Source organism: Paenibacillus sp. J22P90, assembly GCF_059692195.1.
Window position 1 is genome coordinate 495,049 of the sequence record NZ_JCAUAY010000005.1, and the last position, 24,531, is coordinate 519,579.

At 46.6% G+C, this 24,531-nt stretch carries 21 protein-coding genes; all 21 read left to right on the top strand.

Going from position 1 to position 24,531, the window contains the following annotated elements; translation table 11 throughout:
* The first annotated feature begins 214 nt into the window (after window positions 1–214).
* A complete protein-coding gene (locus AC58UX_RS19800; RefSeq protein WP_497255782.1) occupies window positions 215–1,342 on the top strand; it encodes an acyl-CoA dehydrogenase family protein in 1,128 nt (375 codons plus the stop codon).
* A 17-nt stretch (window positions 1,343–1,359) separates the two neighbouring features.
* Window positions 1,360–2,511, top strand: coding sequence for a citrate synthase (gene mmgD / locus AC58UX_RS19805; RefSeq protein WP_497255784.1), 1,152 nt, complete (start codon window positions 1,360–1,362; stop codon window positions 2,509–2,511).
* Window positions 2,508–3,956: a bifunctional 2-methylcitrate dehydratase/aconitate hydratase gene (locus AC58UX_RS19810; protein ID WP_497255786.1), complete on the top strand. Its 1,449-nt coding sequence runs from the start codon at window positions 2,508–2,510 to the stop codon at window positions 3,954–3,956. Before mmgD ends, AC58UX_RS19810 begins: the two co-directional genes overlap by 4 nt.
* A 43-nt stretch (window positions 3,957–3,999) precedes the next feature.
* Window positions 4,000–4,908, top strand: a complete 909-nt coding sequence (gene prpB, locus AC58UX_RS19815) for a methylisocitrate lyase (RefSeq protein ID WP_497255788.1) — start codon at window positions 4,000–4,002, stop codon at window positions 4,906–4,908.
* A 34-nt stretch (window positions 4,909–4,942) separates the two neighbouring features.
* On the top strand, window positions 4,943–6,070 hold the full coding sequence (locus AC58UX_RS19820; RefSeq protein ID WP_497255790.1) for an acyl-CoA dehydrogenase family protein: 1,128 nt from the start codon (window positions 4,943–4,945) through the stop codon (window positions 6,068–6,070).
* A gap of 106 nt (window positions 6,071–6,176) precedes the next feature.
* Window positions 6,177–7,343 (top strand): acetyl-CoA C-acetyltransferase, encoded by a 1,167-nt coding sequence (locus tag AC58UX_RS19825; protein WP_497255792.1) that lies wholly within the window; start codon window positions 6,177–6,179, stop codon window positions 7,341–7,343.
* Window positions 7,344–7,361: 18 nt separating this feature from the next.
* On the top strand, window positions 7,362–8,231 hold the full coding sequence (locus AC58UX_RS19830; protein WP_497255794.1) for a 3-hydroxybutyryl-CoA dehydrogenase: 870 nt from the start codon (window positions 7,362–7,364) through the stop codon (window positions 8,229–8,231).
* A gap of 115 nt (window positions 8,232–8,346) precedes the next feature.
* On the top strand, window positions 8,347–8,739 hold the full coding sequence (locus AC58UX_RS19835) for a hypothetical protein (RefSeq protein WP_497255796.1): 393 nt from the start codon (window positions 8,347–8,349) through the stop codon (window positions 8,737–8,739).
* Complete coding sequence (locus AC58UX_RS19840) at window positions 8,736–8,996, top strand: hypothetical protein (protein WP_497255798.1); 261 nt, start codon at window positions 8,736–8,738, stop codon at window positions 8,994–8,996. Before AC58UX_RS19835 ends, AC58UX_RS19840 begins: the two co-directional genes overlap by 4 nt.
* A 211-nt stretch (window positions 8,997–9,207) precedes the next feature.
* A complete protein-coding gene (locus tag AC58UX_RS19845) occupies window positions 9,208–9,765 on the top strand; it encodes an AAA family ATPase (RefSeq protein WP_497255800.1) in 558 nt (185 codons plus the stop codon).
* 35 nt (window positions 9,766–9,800) lie between these two features.
* Window positions 9,801–10,253, top strand: coding sequence for a GNAT family N-acetyltransferase (locus AC58UX_RS19850; RefSeq protein ID WP_497255958.1), 453 nt, complete (start codon window positions 9,801–9,803; stop codon window positions 10,251–10,253).
* 305 nt (window positions 10,254–10,558) lie between these two features.
* Entirely contained in the window at window positions 10,559–11,041 is a 483-nt protein-coding gene (locus AC58UX_RS19855; RefSeq protein WP_497255802.1) for a DUF6530 family protein, read from the top strand.
* Between the two features lie 5 nt (window positions 11,042–11,046).
* A complete protein-coding gene (locus tag AC58UX_RS19860; protein WP_497255804.1) occupies window positions 11,047–11,430 on the top strand; it encodes a GIY-YIG nuclease family protein in 384 nt (127 codons plus the stop codon).
* 227 nt (window positions 11,431–11,657) lie between these two features.
* Entirely contained in the window at window positions 11,658–15,218 is a 3,561-nt protein-coding gene (locus tag AC58UX_RS19865) for a discoidin domain-containing protein (protein ID WP_497255806.1), read from the top strand.
* A gap of 321 nt (window positions 15,219–15,539) precedes the next feature.
* On the top strand, window positions 15,540–16,400 hold the full coding sequence (locus tag AC58UX_RS19870; protein WP_497255960.1) for an ABC transporter permease: 861 nt from the start codon (window positions 15,540–15,542) through the stop codon (window positions 16,398–16,400).
* Window positions 16,401–16,416: 16 nt separating this feature from the next.
* Window positions 16,417–17,292 (top strand): carbohydrate ABC transporter permease, encoded by an 876-nt coding sequence (locus AC58UX_RS19875; protein ID WP_497255808.1) that lies wholly within the window; start codon window positions 16,417–16,419, stop codon window positions 17,290–17,292.
* Window positions 17,293–17,360: 68 nt separating this feature from the next.
* Window positions 17,361–19,031, top strand: a complete 1,671-nt coding sequence (locus AC58UX_RS19880) for an extracellular solute-binding protein (protein ID WP_497255810.1) — start codon at window positions 17,361–17,363, stop codon at window positions 19,029–19,031.
* Between the two features lie 87 nt (window positions 19,032–19,118).
* A complete protein-coding gene (locus AC58UX_RS19885; RefSeq protein WP_497255812.1) occupies window positions 19,119–21,341 on the top strand; it encodes a helix-turn-helix domain-containing protein in 2,223 nt (740 codons plus the stop codon).
* 150 nt (window positions 21,342–21,491) lie between these two features.
* Window positions 21,492–22,475 (top strand): aldo/keto reductase, encoded by a 984-nt coding sequence (locus tag AC58UX_RS19890; RefSeq protein ID WP_497255814.1) that lies wholly within the window; start codon window positions 21,492–21,494, stop codon window positions 22,473–22,475.
* 29 nt (window positions 22,476–22,504) lie between these two features.
* Window positions 22,505–23,323, top strand: a complete 819-nt coding sequence (locus AC58UX_RS19895; protein WP_497255816.1) for a class I SAM-dependent methyltransferase — start codon at window positions 22,505–22,507, stop codon at window positions 23,321–23,323.
* A gap of 34 nt (window positions 23,324–23,357) precedes the next feature.
* Complete coding sequence (locus AC58UX_RS19900; protein ID WP_497255818.1) at window positions 23,358–24,503, top strand: MFS transporter; 1,146 nt, start codon at window positions 23,358–23,360, stop codon at window positions 24,501–24,503.
* Window positions 24,504–24,531: the final 28 nt, after the last annotated feature.

The following is a 24,531-nucleotide window of genomic DNA, read 5'->3' on the forward strand; positions in this document are numbered from 1 at the left end:
GCGTTTATAGATAAGTTAATCGAAAAAAGTTGCACTTTTGCATTTCTCAGCCGATTGTGAAAATTTTGACTCCGCACAGTCTAATGCCTAAAGCTAGCGTGTATATATAACATATATGAAAGCGGTTACAACTTGTCCAAAGAAGTACGATCGACCCAATTAACCTCGGCCTATCAGGTGTTAGCAGCATGAACACGTCGAAGGAGGTCGTCGCATGCATTTCGCTTATACCCCCGATCAGCAAGCAATTCGAGCAAAAGTTCATGAGTTCGCACTCGCGATTATGGAGCCAACTGCAGAAGAAAGGGATGAACAGGAGCGGTTTGATCGCGGCATTTTTGATCAGATGGGTCAGCTTGGATGGTGCGGGATCCCATGGCCCCAAGCATATGGCGGCAGCGGAGCTGATTTTCTCACGTATGCGATGGTGATTGAAGAGCTTTCGCGCGTATGTGCTTCTACGGGTGTCATGCTCTCCGTGCATACATCGTTGGCAAGCTGGGCGATTCATACGTATGGTACGGAGGAACAGAAAAGTAGGTTTTTGCTCCCCATGGCTGGAGGACATAAGCTTGGCGCCTATTGCTTGACGGAGAGCGAATCCGGCTCGGACGCTGGTGCTATGCGCACAACTGCCACGCCTGTGGGAGATGCGTATGAGTTGAACGGCTCCAAGCTATTCGTGACGAATGGCGGGGAGGCGGAGGTGTACATTGTTTTTGCGGTAACGGATGCGTTGAACAAGCAAAAGAGCTGCACGGCCTACATCGTTGAAAAAGGGACGGAAGGGCTTATTTTCGGCACCAAAGAAAAGAAGCTCGGCATCCGCTCTTCCACGACGATGGAGCTTAGGTTTGAGGCATGCAAAGTGCCGGTCGAGAACCGGCTAGGTCCAGAAGGCGAAGGCTTCCGCATCGCGATGCGGAGCTTGGATGGCGGCCGGATCGGGATTGCCGCACAAGCAACGGGCATCGGTCAAGCAGCGTTGGACGCTGTGACCGCATATGGAACCGGCGCACGCAGCGGCGAGCTGTTTGATGCTCATATTTCTGAGATGGCCACGCACATCGAGGCCGCAAGACTGCTGTCCTATCAAGCCGCTTGGCGCAAGTGCAAGGGGCTCTCTTATGGGAAGCAGGCTGCCATAGCGAAGCTTTTTGCCAGTGATACGGCTGTTAAAGTTTGTTTGCGCGCTGTCCAGCTCTGTGGCGTATGGGGGTGTTTGAAGGAATCCAAGGTAGAGCGTTATCTGCGAGATGCCAAGGTGACACAAATTTATGAAGGGACGAATGAAATTCAGCGGATTGTGATTTCGCGGTTGCTACTTTCTGAAAGCACGTAGGAAGGGAGAGCGAAAACATGAGTGATGCGTATTTGCCGGGACTTGAGCATGTGATTGCCAGTGAGACTAGCATTTCATTTTTGGATTTGGAGAAGGAAGAAATCGTCATACGCGGGTATGATCTGATGGAGCTTGCGGAGAAAATGACGTATTTGGATGTCGTTGGGCTGCTGCTGGAAGGCGAATTGCCGAATGATAAAAGGCGCAAGGAGATTGAGTCACAGATACAAGCTGAGTATGGATTACCGTCGAACGTTCGTGCGATGCTTCATTTGATGCCAGATCGAGCAGATATGATGGATGTGCTGCGAACGAGTATATCCGCGATAGCGAGCTTTGATGAGGAGCTTGATGATCGATCGGCTGAAGCTAACCGACGCAAAGCGATACGCCTGCTTGCCAAGGTTCCGCAGATTGTTGCTTACGGCTATCGCGCGCTAACCAAGCAGCCGATGATCGAACCTGATCCGAAACTATCATATACGGCAAACTTTTTGTACATGATTACAGGCGAGAAACCGTCGAAGATTGAGGAGGCGATTTTTGACCAATCGTTGGTCGTATACAGTGAACATGAACTGCCGAATTCAACTTTTACCGCACGCGTCATTTCCTCCACACAGTCTGACTTATATGGCGCATTGGTTGGCGCTGTAGCTTCTCTAAAAGGCACGTTACACGGTGGAGCGAATGAAGCGGTCATGCACATGCTGCTGGAAGCGGGTTCGGAAGAAGAGTTAGAGGCTTTGATCCGTTCGAAGCTAGCGCGAAAGGAGCGCATTATGGGCTTTGGGCATCGCGTGTATATGCGAAAACCGGATCCGCGCGCATTATTGATGAAAGAAGCGCTGGCACAACTCGCCCCCTTATGCAATCAGCAGGAATTATACAATATGTGTGTGCGTGGCGAAGAGGTGATGAGAACTCAGAAGCAATTGCATCCGAATTTGGATTATTATGCAGCGCCTGTCTATTACTTGCTTGGCATTCCGATTGAGCTGTTTACGCCTGTTTTTCTTGCATCACGGACAGTGGGCATCAGTGCACATGTGATGGAGCAGCATGCGAACAATCGACTCTTCAGACCACGTGTTCGCTATACCGGTGCAAGAGATTTGCACCCGCCTCAGGAACAAAGTCTTGCCGAAAGTGAGGACGAAATCGTATGAGTACGCCGCGTGAATCGAATCAGAGGGAGATGATTTTTGACCCGCTAATTGAACAGATTGCTGACTATGCGCTGAATGCTGAGATTGAGAGTGAGGAGGCGTATCAGATTGCCCAGCACGTCTTATTGGACTCTCTGGGAACAGGCTTGCTGGCATTACGTTTTCCCGCGTGTACGAAGCATCTAGGTCCGATTGTTCCGGGAGCTGAGGTGATTGGCGGTGCACGAGTTCCTGGGACGAGATACGAATTGGACCCCGTGCAAGCGGCCTTTAATATTGGCTGCATGATTCGTTGGCTTGATTATAATGACACATGGCTAGCCGCAGAATGGGGGCATCCATCCGATAACTTAGGAAGTATTCTTGCCGTTGCCGATTATTTAAGCCGCAAGCGTGTGGCAGAGGGGCAAGCGCCGTTTACCATGCATGATGTACTTACGATGACGATCAAAGCCCATGAAATACAAGGTGTCCTCGCATTGGAAAATAGTTTGAACGCAGTTGGCTTGGACCATGTGCATCTGGTGAAAATCGCCTCAACGGCCGTGGCCACGGTCATGCTGGGAGGGACGAAAGATGAGGTATGCAACGCCGTTTCCAACGCATGGATTGACGGGGCTAGCTTACGAACATATCGGCATGCGCCGAATACAGGTTCTAGGAAATCATGGGCGGCAGGTGATGCGACAAGTCGAGCGGTTCGATTGGCATTGATGGCAGTAGGCGGGGAGATGGGGTATGCATCGGCATTGACGGCTCCAAATTGGGGATTTCAGGATGTTTTATTCGAAGGCAAAACCTTAACCCTAGCTCGACCCCTGCGCAGTTATGTGATGGAGCATATTTTATTCAAAATTTCATTTCCTGCGGAATTTCATGCGCAAACAGCGGTTGAGTGTGCGCTCACACTTCATGATCGAGTAAAAGATCATTTTGTTGACATAACTAAAATTATGTTAACTACACACAAATCAGCGCTGCGAATAATTGATAAAAAAGGACCCCTGCACAATCCAGCCGATCGTGACCATTGTTTACAGTACATGGTTGCCATCGGGCTCATTTACGGCACGTTGACTGCCGAGCATTACGAAGATGATATCGCTGCAGATCCACGTATTGATGCGCTTCGAGAGCGGATGGTGGTCGTCGAGAACGAGCAATACAGCAAGGACTATCTGGATCCAGATAAGCGTTCCATTGCAAACAGTATTCAAATCTATTTTAAAGACGGTACATCGACGGAAAAAATTGTGTGTGAATACCCCATCGGACACCGCAGAAGGCGTGTTGAGGGGTTGCCTAAGGTGATTGATAAGTTTAAAGCGAACGTGCAAACGCGATTCCCTCGGAAACAGACTGAAGAAATTATGAAGCTATCACTTGATTACGAGAAACTCATTCAGACAACTGTGCCTGCGTATATGTCGCTTTTTGTGATTTGATCTGGCGGCAGAACAGTTCGTATGGGGTGGGCAGGAGGTCATTATGTCATGGCTGATTGAGGAGGAGCCGAGTCAAGCGCAGTTAGCAGCGGAATGGCGTCGTTTGGTTGAAACGGGTCCAATTCTTCAGATTGTTGGTACCCACGATGGTATGGCGGCAAGAATGGCGAAGCAAGTTGGGTTTCAAGCCCTTTACTTATCTGGTGCTGCTTATACGGCGAGTAGGGGATTGCCAGATTTGGGGCTTATTTATTCCAACGAAGTTGCTGAGCGAGCACGTGAACTCGTTCGGTCATCTGGACTGCCGTTATTGGTAGATATTGATACAGGATACGGCGGCATCTTGAATGTCGCACGGACAGCGAAGGAAATGGTGGAGGCGAAGGTCGCCGCTGTGCAAATTGAGGACCAAGATATGCCGAAGAAATGCGGCCATCTCAGCGGTAAAAAGCTCATTTCCACCGAGGAAATGTGCCAAAAAATCCGCACACTCAAAGCGGTTAGCCCGACTTTGTATATTGTTGCACGTACAGATGCGAAAGGAGTCGAGGGTATGGCAGAAGCCATCACCCGTGCAAAGCACTATCTCGCCGCTGGTGCGGATGCGATTTTTCCAGAAGCGCTGGAACTGGAGGAAGACTTTCATCAATTTCGGAAGGAAGTAGATGCCCCCCTTTTAGCTAATATGACGGAATTCGGACGCACTCATTACTTTACGGCAGCGCAATTTGAAAGTATGGGCTTTCGCATGGTGCTCTATCCAGTAACATCTCTCCGTGTAGCTGCTAAGGCTTATGAGCGTGTATTTGAGGAGATTCTTCAGCAAGGCACGCAGGTTGGTTTATTGGATCAGATGCAGACGCGCAGTGAGCTGTATAAGGCAATTCGATATGAGGAATATGAAGCGTTAGACGGTACGATTGCACGATCAACATGGGAGGGAAAGGAATAGAGCGAGGTGCACGCGGGTTGAGGGAGGGCTTGACATGGATTATAGCCTTTCAGAGGAATTGGAAATGATTCGGAGCATGGTGCGCGACTTTGCGTCAGGGGAGGTTGCGCCGACGGCGGCGCTGCGGGATGAAGAGTCACGATTGGATCGTTCGCTATTTGAGACGATGGGAGAGCTTGGTTTAACTGGGATTCTAGTGCCTGAGACGTATGGGGGGCTAGGCTCGGATGTATTGACGAATTGCTTGGTTTTGGAGGAGCTAGCACGGGCTTGTGCTTCGACGGGATTTACGCTTTTTATGCATAGTGCGTTGGCAGGTGCTGCGATTGCGAGGTTTGGCAGTGAGGAGCAAAGGAAGAAATTTCTCAGTCCGATGGGGGCTGGGCTAAAGCTTGGGACGTTTGCGTGGGCAGATATGGGGGCAGGTCAATTATTAAGCGCTATGCGTGATGGAGATGAGTATGTGCTGCAGGGGGCGAAGGGTTTCGTTTCATATGCGGACGAAGCCGATGTGTGTATCGTGTTTGCAGCGACGGGGATGGAGGATGATCCAACAGCGCGGACTTGTAGTGCTTTTATGATAGAGAAAGGTACACCTGGGTTCATGGTAGGCAAAAAGGACAGTAAACTCGGCACGCGTGGTTCACCCAGCATGTCCTTGGAGCTTGTGGACTGCCGGATTCCCGTGGCGAATCGTCTTGGGGAAGAAGGCGATGGCTACCGGATCGCTATGCGGACGCTGGCAAGTGCGCGAAGTGGCGTTGCAGCACTGGCGGTGGGGCTTGCGCAAGCGGCCATGGAAGTGGCCATTGCCTATGCGAAGACGCGCAAGCAATTCGGTAAACCGATTGCGCAGCAGCAGGCGATTGCTTTTAAGTTAGCGAACATGGCGACGCAAATTGAAGCTGCAAGGCTGCTCACGTATCAAGCCGCATGGCGGGAGAGCGAGGGGGACGGAGGTGGAAGTGAGCATGCCAATCTACTCGCTGGTGATACCGTGATGGCGGTGGCGCTAGAAGCTGTCCAGATCCATGGAGGCTACGGGTATACGAAAGAATTTCCTGTCGAGCGGTATTTGCGGGATGCCAAAATGCTTCAAATGGTGGAAGCCGAAATGGAGGAGCAACGGAAGGGGATTGTACGTTTGTTAGGGACGAAGTGAAGTGAATTGAAGTGGCGGATCGGAAAAGAACGGATGGGAAAGGAGAGGTAGTTTGAGACGTTATCAGAAGTAGAATTTGCAGCGAAAAGACTGGAGGGCGAGGTGAATGCGAGAAAGCGTCATTGTTGGCGGCGCGAGAACTCCTTTCGGCAAGTTCGGAGGCGCGTTGAAGGATGTCCCTGCTGTTGATTTGGGAGGTATCGTCATCAAGGAAGCCATACGACGCGCGACTCTGGATCCTTCCATGATTGATGAAGTGCTGATGGGCATGGTGCTGCAAGGAGGTGCAGGACAAATCCCTTCCCGCCAGGCGGCACACAAGGCAGGTCTAGCGTGGAGCGTGACGTCTGAAACGATCAACAAAGTGTGCGCCTCTGGCTTGCGCAGTGTGACCATGGCGGACCAGATCATCCGCTCAGGAGACGCGTCGATCCTTGTCGCAGGAGGCATGGAAAGCATGAGCTCCGCTCCCTATTTGGCAACACATGCGCGTTGGGGAGCTCGAATGGGCGAACAGAAGCTTATTGATCTGATGATTCATGATGGTTTGACATGCCCCTTCGAACGCGTGCATATGGTGCTCCATGGCAGTCGCGTTGCCGCTGAGTACCAGATTGATCGTCAGGAGCAGGACGAGTGGGCTTTCCGCAGCCATCAACTAGCTGTTCAAGCAATGTCAAAAGGGATTTTCGCCGAGGAAATTGTACCTGTTCATCTAAGTGCGAGTGTAGTGGATCGCGATGAGGGGCCGCGTTCGGACACAAACATGGCTAAGCTTGCTTCATTAGCGCCAGTGTTCGATAAGCAGGGCAGCATCACAGCAGGGAATGCGCCTGGTGTAAACGATGGCGCAGCCGCTTTGGTCGTGATGGCGAGGGAAGTCGCTGATGGAGAGGGCTTGACGTCGCTGGCAACGATACTTGGCCATGCCAGTGTTGGCGAGCGTGCGCCTTATATCGCGACGACACCTGCTTTGGCCATCCGTAAGCTGCTTCAGCAAACGGGAATGACGTTGAATCAGATTGATCGATTCGAGGTGAATGAGGCTTTTGCCGCTGTTGTTCTCACCAGTGGGAAACTTCTTGGATGGGATGCGCAGCGCGTCAATGTCAACGGCGGAGCAATCGCGCTCGGTCATCCGATTGGCGCAAGCGGCACGCGGATTATTTTGACATTAATTCATGAGCTTCGCAGAATAGGCGGTGGTTACGGCATTGCTGCGATATGCAGCGGTACGGCACAGGGAGATGCGGTGCTGCTTCGCGTGGATTAAGTGTAGGAGCGATGAACAATGTCTATACAAACCATCATGGTCATAGGGGCAGGGCAGATGGGAAGCGGCATAGCCCAGGTGGCTGCTACCGCAGGCCGTAAGGTGCTTTGGCATGACCTGTCGATGCCATTGATTGACAAGGGCATGCTGGTCATTCGCAAACATCTGGAACGGAGTGTAGCGAAAGGGAAAATGACGGAGGAAACGCTGGCGGACATTCTAAATAGGATTCAACCTGCGGAAGCAATCGAAGATGCTGCGCTTGTGGATTTAGTGATCGAGGCAATATCCGAGAATATGGCGTGGAAAACAGCACTTTTTCAAAAGCTGGACGGAATCTGTCCGCCTAATGTAATTCTGGCAACGAATACGTCTTCTTTGCCAATTACCGAAATCGCAGCGGCAACTTCACGCCCCTCGCAGGTGATTGGGATGCATTTTATGAACCCTGTTCCCGTTATGCCGTTGATTGAAATCATTCGTGGTCTTGAAACTTCACAGGCTGTTTTTGATTCCATCTATGAGCTAAGCAAGGAGCTTGGCAAAACACCAGTTGAAGTCCAGGACTTTCCTGGCTTCGTTTCGAATCGCATACTGATGCCGATGATTAACGAGGCGGTTTACACGGTTTATGAAGGGGTAGCCACGGTAGAAGCAGTAGATACGGTGATGAAGCTCGGTATGAATCACCCGATGGGACCACTTGAACTAGCAGATTTCATCGGCTTAGACACCTGCTTATCGATCATGGAAATACTCTACGAAGGATTCAAGGATACCAAATATCGGCCTTGTCCGTTACTTCGGAAATATGTAAAGGCGGGACGTCTTGGACGCAAGACGGGTCAAGGATTTTATGTGTATTCAGGTGCGCAGTCGCTCAGATGAGGGGCTGTTTTTATTTTGTTAATGACATTAATTATTTAGGGGGTTAATTGTGAACTGTTGGCAACGCGCGAGCAACATGATAAACTGCTAATGTCGAGCAAAGGAGGCAATCTCAGTGAAATTTCGAGCCGTTTCGAAAGAAACCAAGATGAATTATGTATTTTGGAGTATACAGAATGAAATTAGGAAAGAAAATAAGTATTTGGCGTCATTACCTTTTGATCCTTCACCCGTCATTGGTGTGGTAAAGCATCATTTAGATCTGTGGGATCCGATTGGGCTGCTTGAGGGTGCAAGTCAAGACGATGAGTATGAGGGTGAAGCGCGGAGCGTAGCCATTTATATAATAAAGCATATGGATGATATTAGCGTTGCTGGTTTAGGACAAGCTATCCAACAAGTATTTAAGAAGTCTTTTTTGAATGAATTTGAAGCGGATGAAGAGACGTTTGAAATCGGAATTCGTATTCTGCGTGATTTGACTAATGGAGATGAGGATGTAACGTGAGTGAAATGGTTGGGAAGTACTGTGCAAAGTTTTTTGGCAAAACAGGCGTCATTCTTGAGATTGGTGTGGTGAAAAAGGTAGCGAGTCGTACGATCCATGTGGACTGGGGCACCAAAACATGGGTGTACCAGAACCGAGATTTTAACTGGCTGCCTCTTACAAAGGAAGAATTCGAAGAGAAATACAAAAAGCCAAAATTCTCAGACACAGCACTCGTGCGTGCCGCGGAATTGGGCTTGAAAATTACGTATAATTAAGAAGCGGCTGCCTTGGGGCGGCCGTTTTTTTTATTAATACGTTATGTTGTGCTCGCAGCCGGTTATTGGAGATAGTCGACCAAACCGACTAACTCGCTAGCAAAAGCGGCCTCGGGGCTGGAAAGTTTACCTGCTACTTATTTTTTCCAAATAAATGGGCACTTCCCATGATAAACTAAGAGTGAGGAATGACTTAAAGCGAGGTGCTGTCATGAAATTTGTACTATTATTTGGGCCGCAGGCTGTGGGTAAAATGACAGTCGGCCACGAGCTTGGCAAAATAACTGAATTGAAGCTTTTCCATAATCATATGACGATTGATCTTGTTCATCCTTTTTTCGGATTTTCACCGGAGACATGGCGGTTAGTTGATTTGTTCCGTTGTGAGATCTTCGAGGCTGTTGCGAAAAGTGAGCTGGATGGTTTAATTTTCACGTACGTATGGGCATTTGATGTGCAAGCGGATTGGAATTTTGTGCAGAAGGTTTGTTCGATTTTCGAATCTAATGGTGGTGACGTGTATTTCGTTGAGCTTGAAGCACCTACTGATGAACGTTTGGAAAGAAACAAAACGCCGCATCGACTTGAACATAAGCCAACCAAGCGAAATCTCGCACAATCGGAACAGAATTTACTCGAAAGTATGGAGAAGCATCGATTAAACTCTTTCGAAGGTGAGATAACGAGAGAGAATTACTTGCGAATCAACAACACAGGCTTGAGCCCTGAGGTCGTAGCGGCGATGATCAAAGAAAGGTTTCATTTCTGAATCCCTAAACGATAAGAATGGAGGCATAGATAATGTTGCACATTAGAGAATTGCAGTTAACGGAGGAATACCCGCTTCACTTGTTTTTATTAGCGGATCCTGAGCTTGCGATGGTGGAGTCTTATGTGTATCAAAGTAAATGCTTTGTACTGGAAGAAAACCATGAAATTATCGGATCTTATTTACTGCTGCCAACGCGACCGAAGACGATTGAACTTGTTAACCTTGCGGTGATAACGAAGAAACAAGGCAGGGGATATGGTAAAGGACTCATTAAACACGCGATCGAAACAGCAAGGACGTTGAACTATCAGACGATAGAGGTCGGCACAGGGAATTCCGGGGTTCAGCAATTAAGTCTTTATCAGAAATGCGGTTTTCGAATTTATGGTGTGGATTTCGATTTCTTCACAAGGCATTACAAGGAGCCCATTTTCGAAAATGGCATTCAATGTCGGGACATGATTCGGCTGCGTCTGGACTTATAAGTATACACATTGAAAAACTCCCATACATGTGCCATAAAGGCACATGTATGGGAGTTTTTCTGTATGGGGAAACGCCGTTCGCGTCTAAATAGTATGTCCTGATTTGGTTAAAAATATACGAATAGCGTGTCTAGTGGTGGTCAGAACCGCCTCAGCCATCCATTGACTTGAATAAGTAGCTGAGGTATACTTAATTTCACAATTAGTAATTTAGTAAATTACTAAACAACTAAATCAATTAAGATTTAAATTTCAATTTATCACTACTCGATCCGTCATTCAAATCTAAGCCAGGAGGAATCACAATGAAAATACCAACAACTCTTAAACATAAACCAGTCATCGTTGCAGAGAATTATGCCAACATCGACGGTAGATACACGCAAAACACGGATACGCAAGGTCTTTCCCTTGGACTCGCACAGTGGAACGACAGAGGAAAGGTCGATATTTCTGCTAAAGTATGGCGTTACACGGGGGAGAAATGGTCCCGTCAATCCGAGGAGCTGCCATTGCACCGCGTGTTAGATTTGGCGATTCTCGTATGCCGGACGAAGCTGCATTTTCAAGAGGATGCATATCGGTTTGAGAACTCATACAATTCCGAGAATCCGGTCATCGACAGAATCGGACTTCAAGGGGATGCAATGACGGTCGGCGTATGCACGGACAATGAGCGAATCAACGAAGATATCAAGCTATTCAGCCAAGCTTTAAGTGATGACGGAGAGCTGATCGGGGAACGTCTACGCACGCTTTCCAGGATTTTAAAAGAAATGGGGTACTAATCAACATGTTAGACAAACAGAAGAAAAAGGAGCTTGCTACCAATTATAAGCAAACGTTTCGGGCGATGGGTGTGTATCAAATTCGCAATACCCAGAACGATAAAATATTCGTGAATGGCAGCATGGATCTCGATGGTATGAGGAATCGGCTTGAATTTTGCAAGCAGATGAATACGAATACGTTCAATGAGCTCCAAAAGGATTGGACGACGTTCGGAGGCGATTGCTTCGTGTTTGAGGTGTTAGATCGCATCGAGCCGCGGGACGGTATTATGTCGGATGCCGCAGATCTGAAAAGCTATCGAGCCGAAGTGGATGCGCTGCTTGAATTATGGCTAGAGAAGTTAGAGCCTTATGAAGATAAGGGATATAATAAACGCAGACGTTAAACCAATTTAATCCTTAACTCAAAAAAACCTAAACAGCCAGGGAATCTGACTGATGATAGGTTTTTTTTGTGTTTTTCCGAGCGAAATAACATAAAAAGTGAAGCGTGCGAAATATGTGAAGTCACGTGTCATCATCAAAAGTGTGAAGCTCCATGAAATGTGTGAGTTGTACCGCTTATCGTCGCACTTTATGCTGAGGTCAATTCGAATAAAGGAGGCAGTCAATGATGAGACAGCGTTGGTTTAAAGCATGCATGTTGCTCTTGTGTATGCTGATCGCACTTCCGATTGTACTCGCGGCTAAGCCAGAAATAGCGGCAGCGGGTGCGTATGATCGTGATAATGTGATGTTGAATGGTACGTGGGACTTCTATCCCAATAACGGCACGGCACGTTACGATATTCAAGTTCCATCGTATTGGGACACACCCGACGATTACGCGGGTTATCCAGCAGAATGGAGAACGCTAACGTATGGCGTGTACAAAAAAACCTTTACTGTGCCTAGCACCATGAGTGGAAAACGTATTTTCCTAGACATCGGTGGTTTGACCGCACTGGGGAAGGTACTTATTAATGGTACCCGTGTGGGTGGCGAAACTTCTGGCAATTATCTAATGATGATGCTGCCATACAGAATCGATGTTACGCCATATGTTACAGTAGGTGCGAGCAACACCATTGAGGTGCATGTCTATGGTACAGCTTCATTTCCGTCAGACGCGCTAAGCTCATCTGGATTGTTCTTGTATCCATATGGAACTGAAAATTTGAACAATATTGGCCGCAGGGGAATTTGCGGTGATGTGAAGTTGGTTGCGCTTCCGACTGTCGCGCTTTCGGATATTCACGTCATTACTGATTTGAATCAAAATACGGATCCATCCGATGATAAAATAACGGTCAAAGCGACGGTCAATAATTACTCAAGCGCAAGTAAGACCGTTACGGTCAAGAACGCAGCATCACTGATTGGCGGCAGCTTGGAGAAAACATTTACCGATCAATCGGTAACGGTGGCAGCCAATTCCAGTCAAACGGTTACCCTCTCGAATATTACTTGGACAAACGCCAGCTATTGGTGGCCACATGATCCTAAACGATACACGCTCACCACGCAGATCGTCGATTCCAGCTTGACGACGATTGATACGCTAGACACGAAATTCGGCTTCCGGCAATTTTATCGAAAATCCGGCGCTAATTACTTCGAATTGAATGGTATCCGTGCTAATTTACGAGGGGATTCCTTCGATTTTCTGAATGCGAATCAAGAACGCGGTTATGTCTATACGTGGCTCATGGAAGCGAATAGTGCTGAGAGCTCTATGGTGAAGAAATATCTCGACGCAGCCCAAGGGCTGAACATCAATGTTATTCGTAACCATATCCGATCGTTTATCACGGATGACATTTACGACTATGCGGATGAAAAAGGCATATTGATCATTGATGAAGGATCCTTCTGGGAGCCCCATTTGAAGCTGGATTATGGCACAACTTCGATGAATAATGCGGCAGATTGGGCTACTCGTTGGGTCAAGAGTATTCGCAACCATCCATCCGTTATTATGTATTCTTTGACGAATGAAGCATGGGGAGCCAACGATCCGGCTGTGCTGATTCCAAGGCTGCGCAGTGCAGTATTGGCTGTAGACAGCACGCGACCTACGTATAACGATGGCATTAATGTGGTTGTTGCGGGTGATGATGAAACCAATATCCACTATACGGGCGGATTTCCCGCTTCTGTGATTAACTCCAGCAATATTTACGGTATTTATTCAAATACTGGCACGATCCCGAAAGGTGAGGGCGAAGCGATGACGCCTAGCCGCGGAATTCCTAAGCTAAATGCAGATGGCACACTGAATGCTACCTCCGGAGCGAGCTATTATGGGGATCTCAATTCGGTGTCACAAGCCGTCTTTGTTCGGGAAGTTGGTCGAATTACACGTGGAGCTAGGTATTCTTATATCCCTGACTACCGTCCGTTTTTCGACTATGAATTTGCTTTTGACCACATTGAAACCAACATCTATCCTACCTGGACTGATCCTACTGCACCTGGTCTGAAACCGACTGTGTTTGCGAGACCGCTATTTAATCCTTACAACACCAGCACGCCTGCGGAAAAGAAGGGAGACGGTTACACGTATTTCCAAAATTCGTTCGCGGCGGTTGCCGCCTACGATAAAGCCTTTGATACGCTTCCTCGTATTGGCACGAATCCGACCGTCTATACCCCAAGTACTGTCATGAATCGTACCGTTGTTGTCTATAACGATGAATTCAAGGATGGAACGACCATCAAAGTTGACTGGGAAGCTGGGTATGCAGATTCCGCTACTGGCGTTTATACCGCCATCTCGACAGGAACTTTTAATAAATCGGTCAATTATGGTGAACATGCCGAACAAGTGATCTCTTTTACAATTCCTAGTGGGATTAGCGGTTCTAAGAAGCTGCAGCTCAAGCTGACGGCATCGAAAGGCACGGTTCAAAAATTTACAGAAACGAATAATCTAGGCGTCATTAATTCGATCCCCGCGGCTAAATTAACGATTACGAATCCAGTCATTAACCTGGGTACTGTGGATTGGAGCAATCGCTTGTTCAAACACAGAATCAAGTTGGTCAATGCGGGGGGAGGGTTAACTGAAACGTGGACTGCGACGGGGCAAGGCACATGGTTGAACCTTGAGCAAACTACGGGGAACCTGCGTGGGGAACAAGAAGTTTATTTCACGATTGATCCAACGAAGTTGAGCTCTAATACGGCTTATAGCAAAACATTAACGTTCACTGGCAGCGGAGGAAGCTCTGCAACGGTAACTGTTAATTTGACATCAGGTACGATACCAACCTTTGACAATCTGGCACTGTTCACAGGTGTAACCGCTACCAGTTCCTATGATACCTCAGGGTGGAGCAAAGGAGCAGTTGTAGATGGTGAGCGCAATACAGGCAGCGGTATTAAAGGCTGGACTAGCAACAACTCGACAGGTTCGAATCATACCGAATCGATCACGGTTGATTTGGGTGCGATTAAATCGGTTGCTAGAGTTGATTTGTACCCGCGTAATGACAGCGGCAATGTCGGTCAAGGATTCCCTGTTAATTTTACGATCAAGTTGTCAACGGATAATACGAACTGGACTACGGTTGTCACGAAAACAAGCTACGCACAACCGGGTGACTTCGCACAGATCTTCCCGTTTGCAGCTACGACGGCTAGATACATCAAAATTGAAGGCACAAGCTTAAGGGCAAATCCGAACGACAGCAATCAATATCGCATGCAGCTGGCCGAAATTGAGGCCTATGGCAATAATTTTGCTATTAATAAAACGGTGACGGCAACTAGCTCCTACGAAAGCGCTAGCTGGGGCAAAGCGAAGCTCGTTGACGGATATCGTAATTCACTTAGCGGATTGCTCGGATATAGCTCCAGCAACAATCTGAATGTGAATCACACAGAGTCATTAACGGTAGATTTGGGAGCAAGCCAAGCGATAAGCAAAGTTAATCTGTTTCCACGCAACGATAGTGGCGGATTAGGGCAAGGCTTCCCAATCGATTTCACGATTCAAGTGTCGACAGACAACACGAACTGGACGACGGTTGTCACGAGAACGGGGTATGCGCAGCCTGGCAATGCCGTACAGAGCTTTACTTTTACTAGCACGAATGCACGCTATGTGAAGGTGGAAGGAACGAGCTTGCGTGCGAATCCAAATGATGCGAATCAATATCGCTTGCAGCTGGCTGAAATGGAAGTGAACTAGGTCGAACGAGCGCCTCCAGCTACTGTTTGAATGAAACAAAGGAGCTGGAGGCAGCTCATAACACATTTCGATATGCGAATAGAAAGTGTGATGTAACCCGCTTTCTGAATAAATGTGAGGCATCTGTAAATGTGTGAATTGAACGAATGACCGTAAAGACCTATGCTGAGTGCAAGTCATCAAGCATCAAGCATTCGAGCTCAACAATTTTATCACGAGGGGGTGAAGATCATCTCGAATGTACAAGTGGATGTAGTCGCTCCTTTGGTTAATAGCAAACAACGGAGGAACAACAGGAGATTTAAACAGAACATTCCCATCATGCTCATGTTTCTTCCAGCGCTTGCGTATTTTCTGATTTTTCGCTATGCCCCAATGGGAGGCCTACTCATCGCCTTCAAAGAGTACAACTTTACTGACGGCATTTTCGGAAGTCCATGGGTGGGATTGAAAAATTTTCGAATTCTATTTACCCAGCCTCAAATGCTTCAAATTATTAAGAACACGCTGCTGCTCAGTGTATTCCAAGTAGTTATCGGATTTCCTTTTCCTATTATTCTAGCCATCATGTTGAATGAAGCTAGAAAGCTATGGTTTAAGCGAATTGTGCAGACGGTCGTCTATTTACCGCACTTTCTGAACTGGGTCATCATCGGGGGCATTATTATTCTGATTTTCGCGCAGCAAAACGGAATTATTAATCATTTTGTCACAAGCTGGACTGGAGAACCTTACCCGTTCCTCTATAAAGAGCACGCTTGGGTGGCTATATTCGTGAGCAGCGGAATTTGGAAAGAAGCTGGTTGGAGTGCCATCATTTATTTGGCCGCATTAGCATCGATCGATCCTGCTTTATATGAATCTGCGAGTATCGATGGCGCGGGGAAATGGAAGCAAATTTATCACATCACGATTCCATCCATCCGACCAACACTGGCCATAATGTTTATTTTAGCCGTTGGGCATGTCATGGAAGTAGGGTTTGACCAGATCTACGTCTTACAGAATTCGGCCGTTGCCAATATTTCTGAGGTCATCTCGACATGGAACTATAAATTCGGGATTAATGGTGGACGGTTTAGTTTAGCAACAGCCATGGGACTCTTTGAATCCATTGTGAGTCTGACCCTGGTCGTCATCGTGAACCAGATCGCGAGACGATTTGATCAAGGATTATGGTGAGAAGGAGGGACCACGTTTGAGAGCTTCATTGGGCGAAAAATGGTTTTATGTTTTTAACTATACGCTGCTATCCATTATTGCGCTTAGCTGTGCGCTGCCGATGTTTCATCTATTTGCCTTATCACTGAGCACGAATGAAGCGATTATGTCCGGCTTCGTCAAGCTTTGGCCAGTCGGCTGGAATTGGGAGACGTACAATAAGTTATTTACCGGTACGCATATCGTTGCGGCCGCTAGGAACAGCTTCGTGATCACCGTGGTGGGAACCATTTTGAATATGGTATTTACGATATTCTGTGCCTATCCGTTATCTAGAAAGTTTATGTACGGGAGACGTTTCTTTTCCCTGCTGATCGTATTCTCCATGTTATTTAGCGGAGGGCTGATCCCAACCTATCTGGTTGTTAAATCGCTTGGTCTGGTGAATACGTTCGGTGCCTTATGGTTCTCATCCTTAATCAGCGTGTATAACATGCTCGTGCTTCGTACATTTTTAAATGGCATTCCGGAGGAAATTGAAGAGGCTGCACGTATTGACGGATGTGGGGAAGTGCGGTTGCTAGTGCGTATCATTCTTCCACTTTCCGTGCCCGTCCTAGCTGCCCTGACATTGTTCTATGCCGTAGGCCATTGGAATTCTTTCTTCGGCGCGATGATTTACATTAATGATTCAACCAAAGCGCCATTAGCCGTCCTCGTGCAACAAATGATTCAAAGCCAGCAGTTGCTGCAGCAAATTGCGAACACTTCATCGGAGGATCTGAACTCCATTACCCCTGAATCAATTAAAGCAGCGGGTGTGTTCGTAATGGTGATTCCGATGCTAATCATGTACCCGTTTCTCCAGAAGTATTTCGTTAAAGGTGTCATGATCGGCTCAGTGAAAGGTTAGTATGAGATCGTTAGAAATGTATATCTTTTCCAAAATGTTGATTTATAATATAATTGGGAGGTCATAAAATGAAAAAGAAAACGATTCTTGTCACTGCTGTATCCGTCATACTAAGCGGGGTGGCCGTATCAGGGTGTTCGTCCGATAAGTCGGATGACAAAGCGGTAGAAACAGCTGCGCAATCCACAGCTCAAGCAACCACACAAGCTACGCCGAAAGCACCCATGCCAGTTAGTATGTCATTTTATGATCGAGGTAGCATAGCTCCCGAAGTAGGTACACCAGAGAATAACTTGTGGACGAAGTATATTGCCAGTAAAGCTGGTATTGATCTAAAGGTTGTTCCCATTCCACGTGGGGAATCCGTAGCTAAATTCAATACGCTGTTTGCTTCCGGATCTGCACCTGATCTCGTGCTCGAATATGATGGAGGCTTCCGTAATCAGCTGTATGTTCAAAAGCAGATCATGCCGATCGACGATTTGATTAACAAATATAGTTCGACTTATAAAGAGACGCTGGCTAAATTTCCATTACTCAAAAAGCTTGGCACTCACGACGATGGGAAGTTGTACGATTTTGGTCGCGTACTTGGTTACGTTCCATATCACTACGTTGTCATTCGTGAGGACTGGTTGAAGAAATTAAACCTGAGTGTACCGACTACGGTCGATGAATTGTACCAAGTAACGAAAGCGTTTGCAGAAAAGGATCCAGATGGCAATGGCAAGAAGGATACGTTCGGACTAAACATGAGCACGACGGCACCAGGCGATGACAGTTGGATCAATTTTATGTTCCAGAATGTCGATTGGATCCTTCAAGATGGCAAATGGACCAAAGATTGGGACCGTGCTGAAGCGACTGCGGAATTCCGTAAAAAGCTGTTCGACGAAGGTCTCGTGGATAAAGACTTTTTGACAGATAAGAATGGAAAGAAAGCGGAGCAGGATTTTGTAACAGGGAAAACAGGTATCTATGGTTCGGGTGGTTCCATCAAAGGCTTCTACACGTTGTATGAAACATTGCGTAAAAACGTACCAGATTCCAAATTGATCCCAATTGCTCTGCCGAAGAGCCAATTTGGTCAATTCTCGCCTGATTTCAATCCTCCGGTACAATTAACCGGCGCCTTGAATGTCAAAACCAAAAATCCAGAAGCTGCCATTAAAGCCGTTGATTTCTTGAGCTCCAAAGAATGGGTCAAAACAACCTATGTTGGACAGGAAGGCATTCATTTTAAATTGGATAATGGGAAAGAAGTGCCGATTGATAAAGACAAGAACAAGAAAGAGCTCGACTGGTTAGGTGACTTCCGTATGCTTGGCGGTCAATATGTGTACAACGAATTCGATACAACGACGAAAGCATTTGATCAAACCAAACCGTTCGATAAAGAAGTGTTCGATCTTTCGCAACAAATCTTCAAGCTATACATTACCAAAGATCGACCGCTCGCTCATATTACGCTTCCAGGGTTTTATCCAATTCTGCCGTCCGATATTCAGTTCATCAGTAAAACATTGTTCGATAATGGCGGTCCAGTCAAGGATATTTGGAACAAAGCCATCGTTAGCGGCAGCTCTTATAGCATCAAACAAGCGAAACAGGATGCACAAACGCTTTGGAAAAAATCAGATGGAGATAAGCTAGAAGCGTGGTATCAAGACTGGTATGTGAAAAATAAAGAAACGATGATTAATCAAAATGATCTCCTAAGCTTACAATTCAACAATTAAACGATACCGTGATGGCTGTCGGCAGGATTTCCTGTCGGCAGTTTCAACGTATTTCACGGATTGAACTCGATAGGGAGTGGAAGTGCTATGCGAACAAAACAAACTTTGTTTTTTCGTTTACTTACGACGTATTTGCCGATTCTTTATGTGGTTATCTTCGTCTTGATTTTTGTTTTTTTCATGACGGTTAATCAATTATCACAACGGCAAACCGTACGAGCGAACGAAGCATTTTCCCACTACACCTTACAGCGGTTGGATTCACTTCTGGCGAATATTGATCAGATTGTGAATGCTGAAATTACGAATAATAAAGAGCTCAATTCTTATGTATTTATGAAAAATGATGTAGAGCTTAATCCATATCTGCTTAGCAGTAAGGTGTCAGATCGATTTCGGCAAATCAAGTTAAGTTTTCCGCTAATTTATTCCATATATTTGTATCGAAATATCGATATGAGTGTGTTGAGCTCCGACATGCTGCTCCCACTGGACAGGTTTGGAGATCGACTGTTTCTTCAAGATTTATTGTCTCAATCCTTCACCAGTACGTGGACGACGGCACGGAAGTACAAGGATTTCGATATGCAGGCTTATGATGTAAACATTGTTTCACTAGTTAAAAAAGTACCGAACCCTACGACCCCATACGGGGTCATGGTCATCAATTTGGATGTAGCTTCGCTTCAAACATGGCTCAACGAATTAACCTCAGGCTCAATCAGCTATGTGAAGCTATTCGACAGTCAAGGTGCTCTGCTTGGTACGAGTAAAAATGCGGCCAATAGCGATATATTGACACTTACTTCTGAAGTTACAGGATGGAAGTTAAGCAGCGGTTTAAATGCCAATTATCATTATGGGATTTTCACAGATTTGTATGACGGTTGGATTATACTAGGCGTATTTATGATTGTGATCGCTTCTGTAGGAATCGTGTATTTATCAAGACGGTACTCCAAACCGATCGATTCCAGCATGAACCGGATTTCCGAATTCATTAGCGGCAAGCAGTTAGGGCAATCGAAAGGCGAAGTGCTGCAATACGTGGATTTGGCGGTGGATCAGATTATTGATTTTGCCAAACGCTATCAGTCGGAAAGCAATACGAATTTGCCATATCGCCAAAAGCATTTCTTCCAGGAGCTGCTGGCAGGTGACCGTGTATTCGATACGAACGAACTGCACGAGGAGATGCGGTATTTCGGTTTTACGGAAAAATGGTCCTCGTTCGGCGTTGCGCTTATCGAGATTGACCGAATGTCCGAATTTGCTCAGGATTATAGCTATCGGGATCAATATTTATTGAAATTCGTGTTAATGAATGTTCTCAAAGAAATTATTGAACAGCAGAACATGGGCGTATGGTGTGATTGGCTATCTTCAGAAACACTTGGTGTACTCTTCGGTCATCAGGAATCGCTGCATCAAGATCATACGGTTAGCACTTGCACGAGTATTCAGGAGTGGGTGCAGGCTAATTTGGACTTTACAGTTACCATCGGGGTTGGCTCTATCGTTACGTTGTCTAAGGACATTCGCCTCTCGTTTGAACAGGCTGAAAAAGCGCTGGAGTATAAATCAGCACTTGGGAACAATCGCGTCATTGATTACGCCTCAACTTCGCGTCGTTCAGAGTCAGAGCTATTCGAAGTTCTCCAATTAATCCGTTCTATTGTGCAAGCTTACAAATGCGGGAATGAGGACTGGATGAAGCAGTTCGACTTTTTGTTCGGAGCCATTGGCCGTGGGCTATATACGCATGACGAAATGCTTAACTTGTTTCACTATATGAGTTATACATTCACCCGAGAGCTATCTGATTTTCCTCCCGAATATACAGAAATATGGAAGCAAGAGGCGATGACACCCATTGCCCATGCGCTTGGCACATTTGAAACGCTTGAAGAGCTTCGCTGTGTTTATTATAACAGTCTGACTTTAGTAGCCGATAAGTGGAGATTAGCTCGCGATCATCGCGGACAGCGTACGCAAATGCGTGACGTAAGAGATTATATTGAGCAGCATTTCAATGATAGCACCTTGTCGTTGCAACTTTTGAGCGAGAAATTCGGTCTTAGCAAAAATTACTTAAGCCGATTATTTAAAGATGAAATTGGCGAAAATTTCATTGATTATCTAACGAGTATTCGCATGCGGCATGCGAGACAGATGCTGGAAGAATCGGTGATGCCGATTCAAGAAATTGCCGTAAAAGTCGGCTATGAGCATTATTTTACATTTAATCGTGCGTTTAAGAAATTAACTGGCTTCCCCCCGAACGAATTCCGTAAACAGCAGGAAGCGTAGCAAATGTTAACGAACAGGGTATCCTTTATGAAGGGATATCCTGTTTTGTTGTGTATTGGGGAGGTTTCCCCCTCCTTAATGGCGAAGTGATGTGAGATGAAAATCTATGGAAGCAACTGAGTGATACTTACAGAGAAGGAGTGGGAAGAGATGAAATATCGTCAACTTGGAAATACGGAACTTCAAATTAGTGAGGTTAGCTTTGGAACCTGGGCCATCGGTGGAGGCTGGGGTGAAGCGAACGACGATGAATCCATTCGTGGATTACACCGTGCGATGGATGCTGGTGTAAACTTTTTCGATACGGCAGATGTGTATGGCTCAGGTCATGCGGAAGAGTTACTTGCGAAAGCGACGAAGGGGAAAGAAGACGAGGTTTATATCGCGACGAAATTTTGTCGTTCTGGAGATATTCATGATCTCGCCACCTATTCAGAAGAAGCTGTCCGCCAATTTGCTGAAAATAGCTTGAAACGATTGAACCGTGAACGAATTGATCTGTACCAAATCCATTGTCCGCCTCTAGCGATCTTGAAAGATGGATCTGTCTTCGAGGTGCTTGAGAAATTAAAAGCCGAGGGCAAAATCCGCCATTATGGCGTGAGCGTTGAGACAGTGGAAGAAGGCTTGTTCTGTCTGACTGTGCCTGGTGTCAAAGCGTTGCAAGTGATCTACAACTTGTTCCGTCAAAAGCCTGCCGAAGAGCTATTCCCGCAAGCAAACGCTGCAGGCGTAGGTATTCTCGTGAGGCTTCCGCTCGCAAGCGGCTTATTGACAGGGAAATTCACGTCCTCCAGCACTTTTGCGGCTGATGATCATCGGAATTTCAATGCGAACGGCGATCAGTTCAATGTGGGAGAAACATTTGCAGGACTGCCGTTTACCAAGGGCGTAGAGCTTGCGCAGGAGCTCACTTGGATCGGTGAAGGTCGCGGCAATATGGCACGCGCTTCGATGCGTTGGATTTTAGAGAATCCGAACATTACTTGTATTATTCCTGGCTTTAAAAACGTGAAGCAAATTGAAGACAACCTGGCAACGCTTGATGTTCTTCCATTTACTACGGAAGAACAGGCACGTCTGCAAAGCTTCTATGCGAAGCAAGTTCACAACCATATTCGTGGTGCTTACTAACGCAATGAAGTAGAAAGGGAGGGTTAAGAATGATCGAGCACATACGGACGAATAATGTTACGCGCTTTTCCGGATTTGGAGCTTTATATGATGAAAGCAGGCCAACAGCGCCGCAGGAATTGATAAAGATTTTGAATGGATATTTGGGGAGAAAACCGCAAAACGTTGTGGATGTAGGCTGCGGTACAGGCTTGTCTTCTTTTCTATGGTTGAATGACGCAGAGCAGATCATTGGGGTTGAGCCAAGTGACGATATGCGTGCAGTCGCTGTTGCCAAGTGGGAAGCGATGAACAAGCCTGAGCATATGCAGTTTATGGCGGGGCTGTCGCATGAGCTAGCACTACCTGCTGATTCTGCAGACATCGTTACGTGTTTGCAATCGTTTCATTGGATGGAGCCGCAAAGCACTTTGCGTGAATTTGCTCGAGTGCTTCGTCCAGACGGCGTATTTGCTGCATATGATTGTGATTGGCCGCCCGTCATCGACTGGGAGATCGAGCAGCAATATTTGAAGTTAACCGCCCTTGGGGATCAAAGAGCCAAAGAATTGGCACAGAAGGATGAACAAGCGCACAAGTGGAATAAGGAGGAGCATCTGAAGCAAATTCAGGATTCACAGTTGTTCCGGTATGCTAGAGAAATTGTATTCCATAATTGGGAAACCTGCGATGCAGCACGCTATGCCAACCTCGCGTTGAGTCAGGGCAGCTTGCAAACCGCTTTAAAATTAGGGGCAAAAGAGCTGGAAGCAGAAGCGGCGATTTTTCGCCAGCTTGTGGAGAAGGCGTTCGCTGGTGAAGAACGAGCGATTTTATTTGGATACCGCATGCGGATCGGCATTATATAACCCCCGTATGTAACAGAAGGGAACACCTACGAAGATGAAAGCATTTTTATTCTTTTATGTCGTCATTTACATGGGAAACGCCGTTTATGGAACGTTCATGCCGGTTTATCTCAACAACGCTAATTTCTCACAAGAGCAAATAGGGGTCCTACTAAGTCTAGGACCTTTAATTGCTATGATCGGTCAACCCGTATGGGGAGCTTTAGGGGACCGTGCCAAATCGAAGAATCACATCCTGCGTCTATTGGTCATTGGCAGCGGAATATCCATTCTGTTTTTCCCAGTTTCACACAATTTCTTATATTTACTCGTTTTCATTTGTATTTTCACTTTTTTTCAAACGTCTATATTTGCGTTAAGCGACGCGATTACGTTAGAGGAATTAGATCGGCATCCAAAATGGAGCTTTGGGTGGATTCGTCTAGGTGGAACCGTAGGCTTCTCTATGATGTCACTCCTTTTTGGGTTCATTGCCAAGTCCTACATTGGCTCGATGTTCCCGGTATATGCTTGTACGATGGCTGCTGCGCTCATATTTCTATGGCGCTTTCCGGGTGCAACAGGACGCCAAGCACATGTGATGGGGCGTAAATTTCGTGAGCTTTTCAAAAATCGCAAACTTATGCTCTATCTAAGCCTGAATTTTATTATCCAAATTACATTAGGCTATTATTACGCCTTCTTCCCGATCTACTTCAAGCAAATGGGCGGGGATAGTGTCATGCTAGGCTGGTCCATGGCCATTTCATCCGCCAGTGAAATTCCTTTCTTACTATTTTCAGCACAAATATTTAAGCGGATCTCGGTTTCGCTCATTTTCATCGTTGCAGCATTGGCTGCAGCCTTGCGATGGTTCTTATTCTCGCAGATAGAAGTGGCGCACTGGATTTTACCTGTTCAAGTATTGCATGGCCTCATCTTTATCGTACTTTCCGTTACGATCGCCATTATTATTAACCGCGAGGTACCACCGGAATGGAAAGCAAGCGGGCAAACGCTTAATGGCCTGCTCAGCCTTGGGGCCGCGCGCATTATCGGCAGCTTTTTAGGCGGTATTATGAGTGCAGCATATGGAATGAGACAAGTTTTCCTCTATAGCTCCTATGTATCTATAGCATGTGTTGTTGTTTTTGGGGCTGTTCTATTCTTGCAAAGAAAACAAACGAAACCGAGTATGTAGTGTATGTTGTTTCATCCAATGAGAGGAG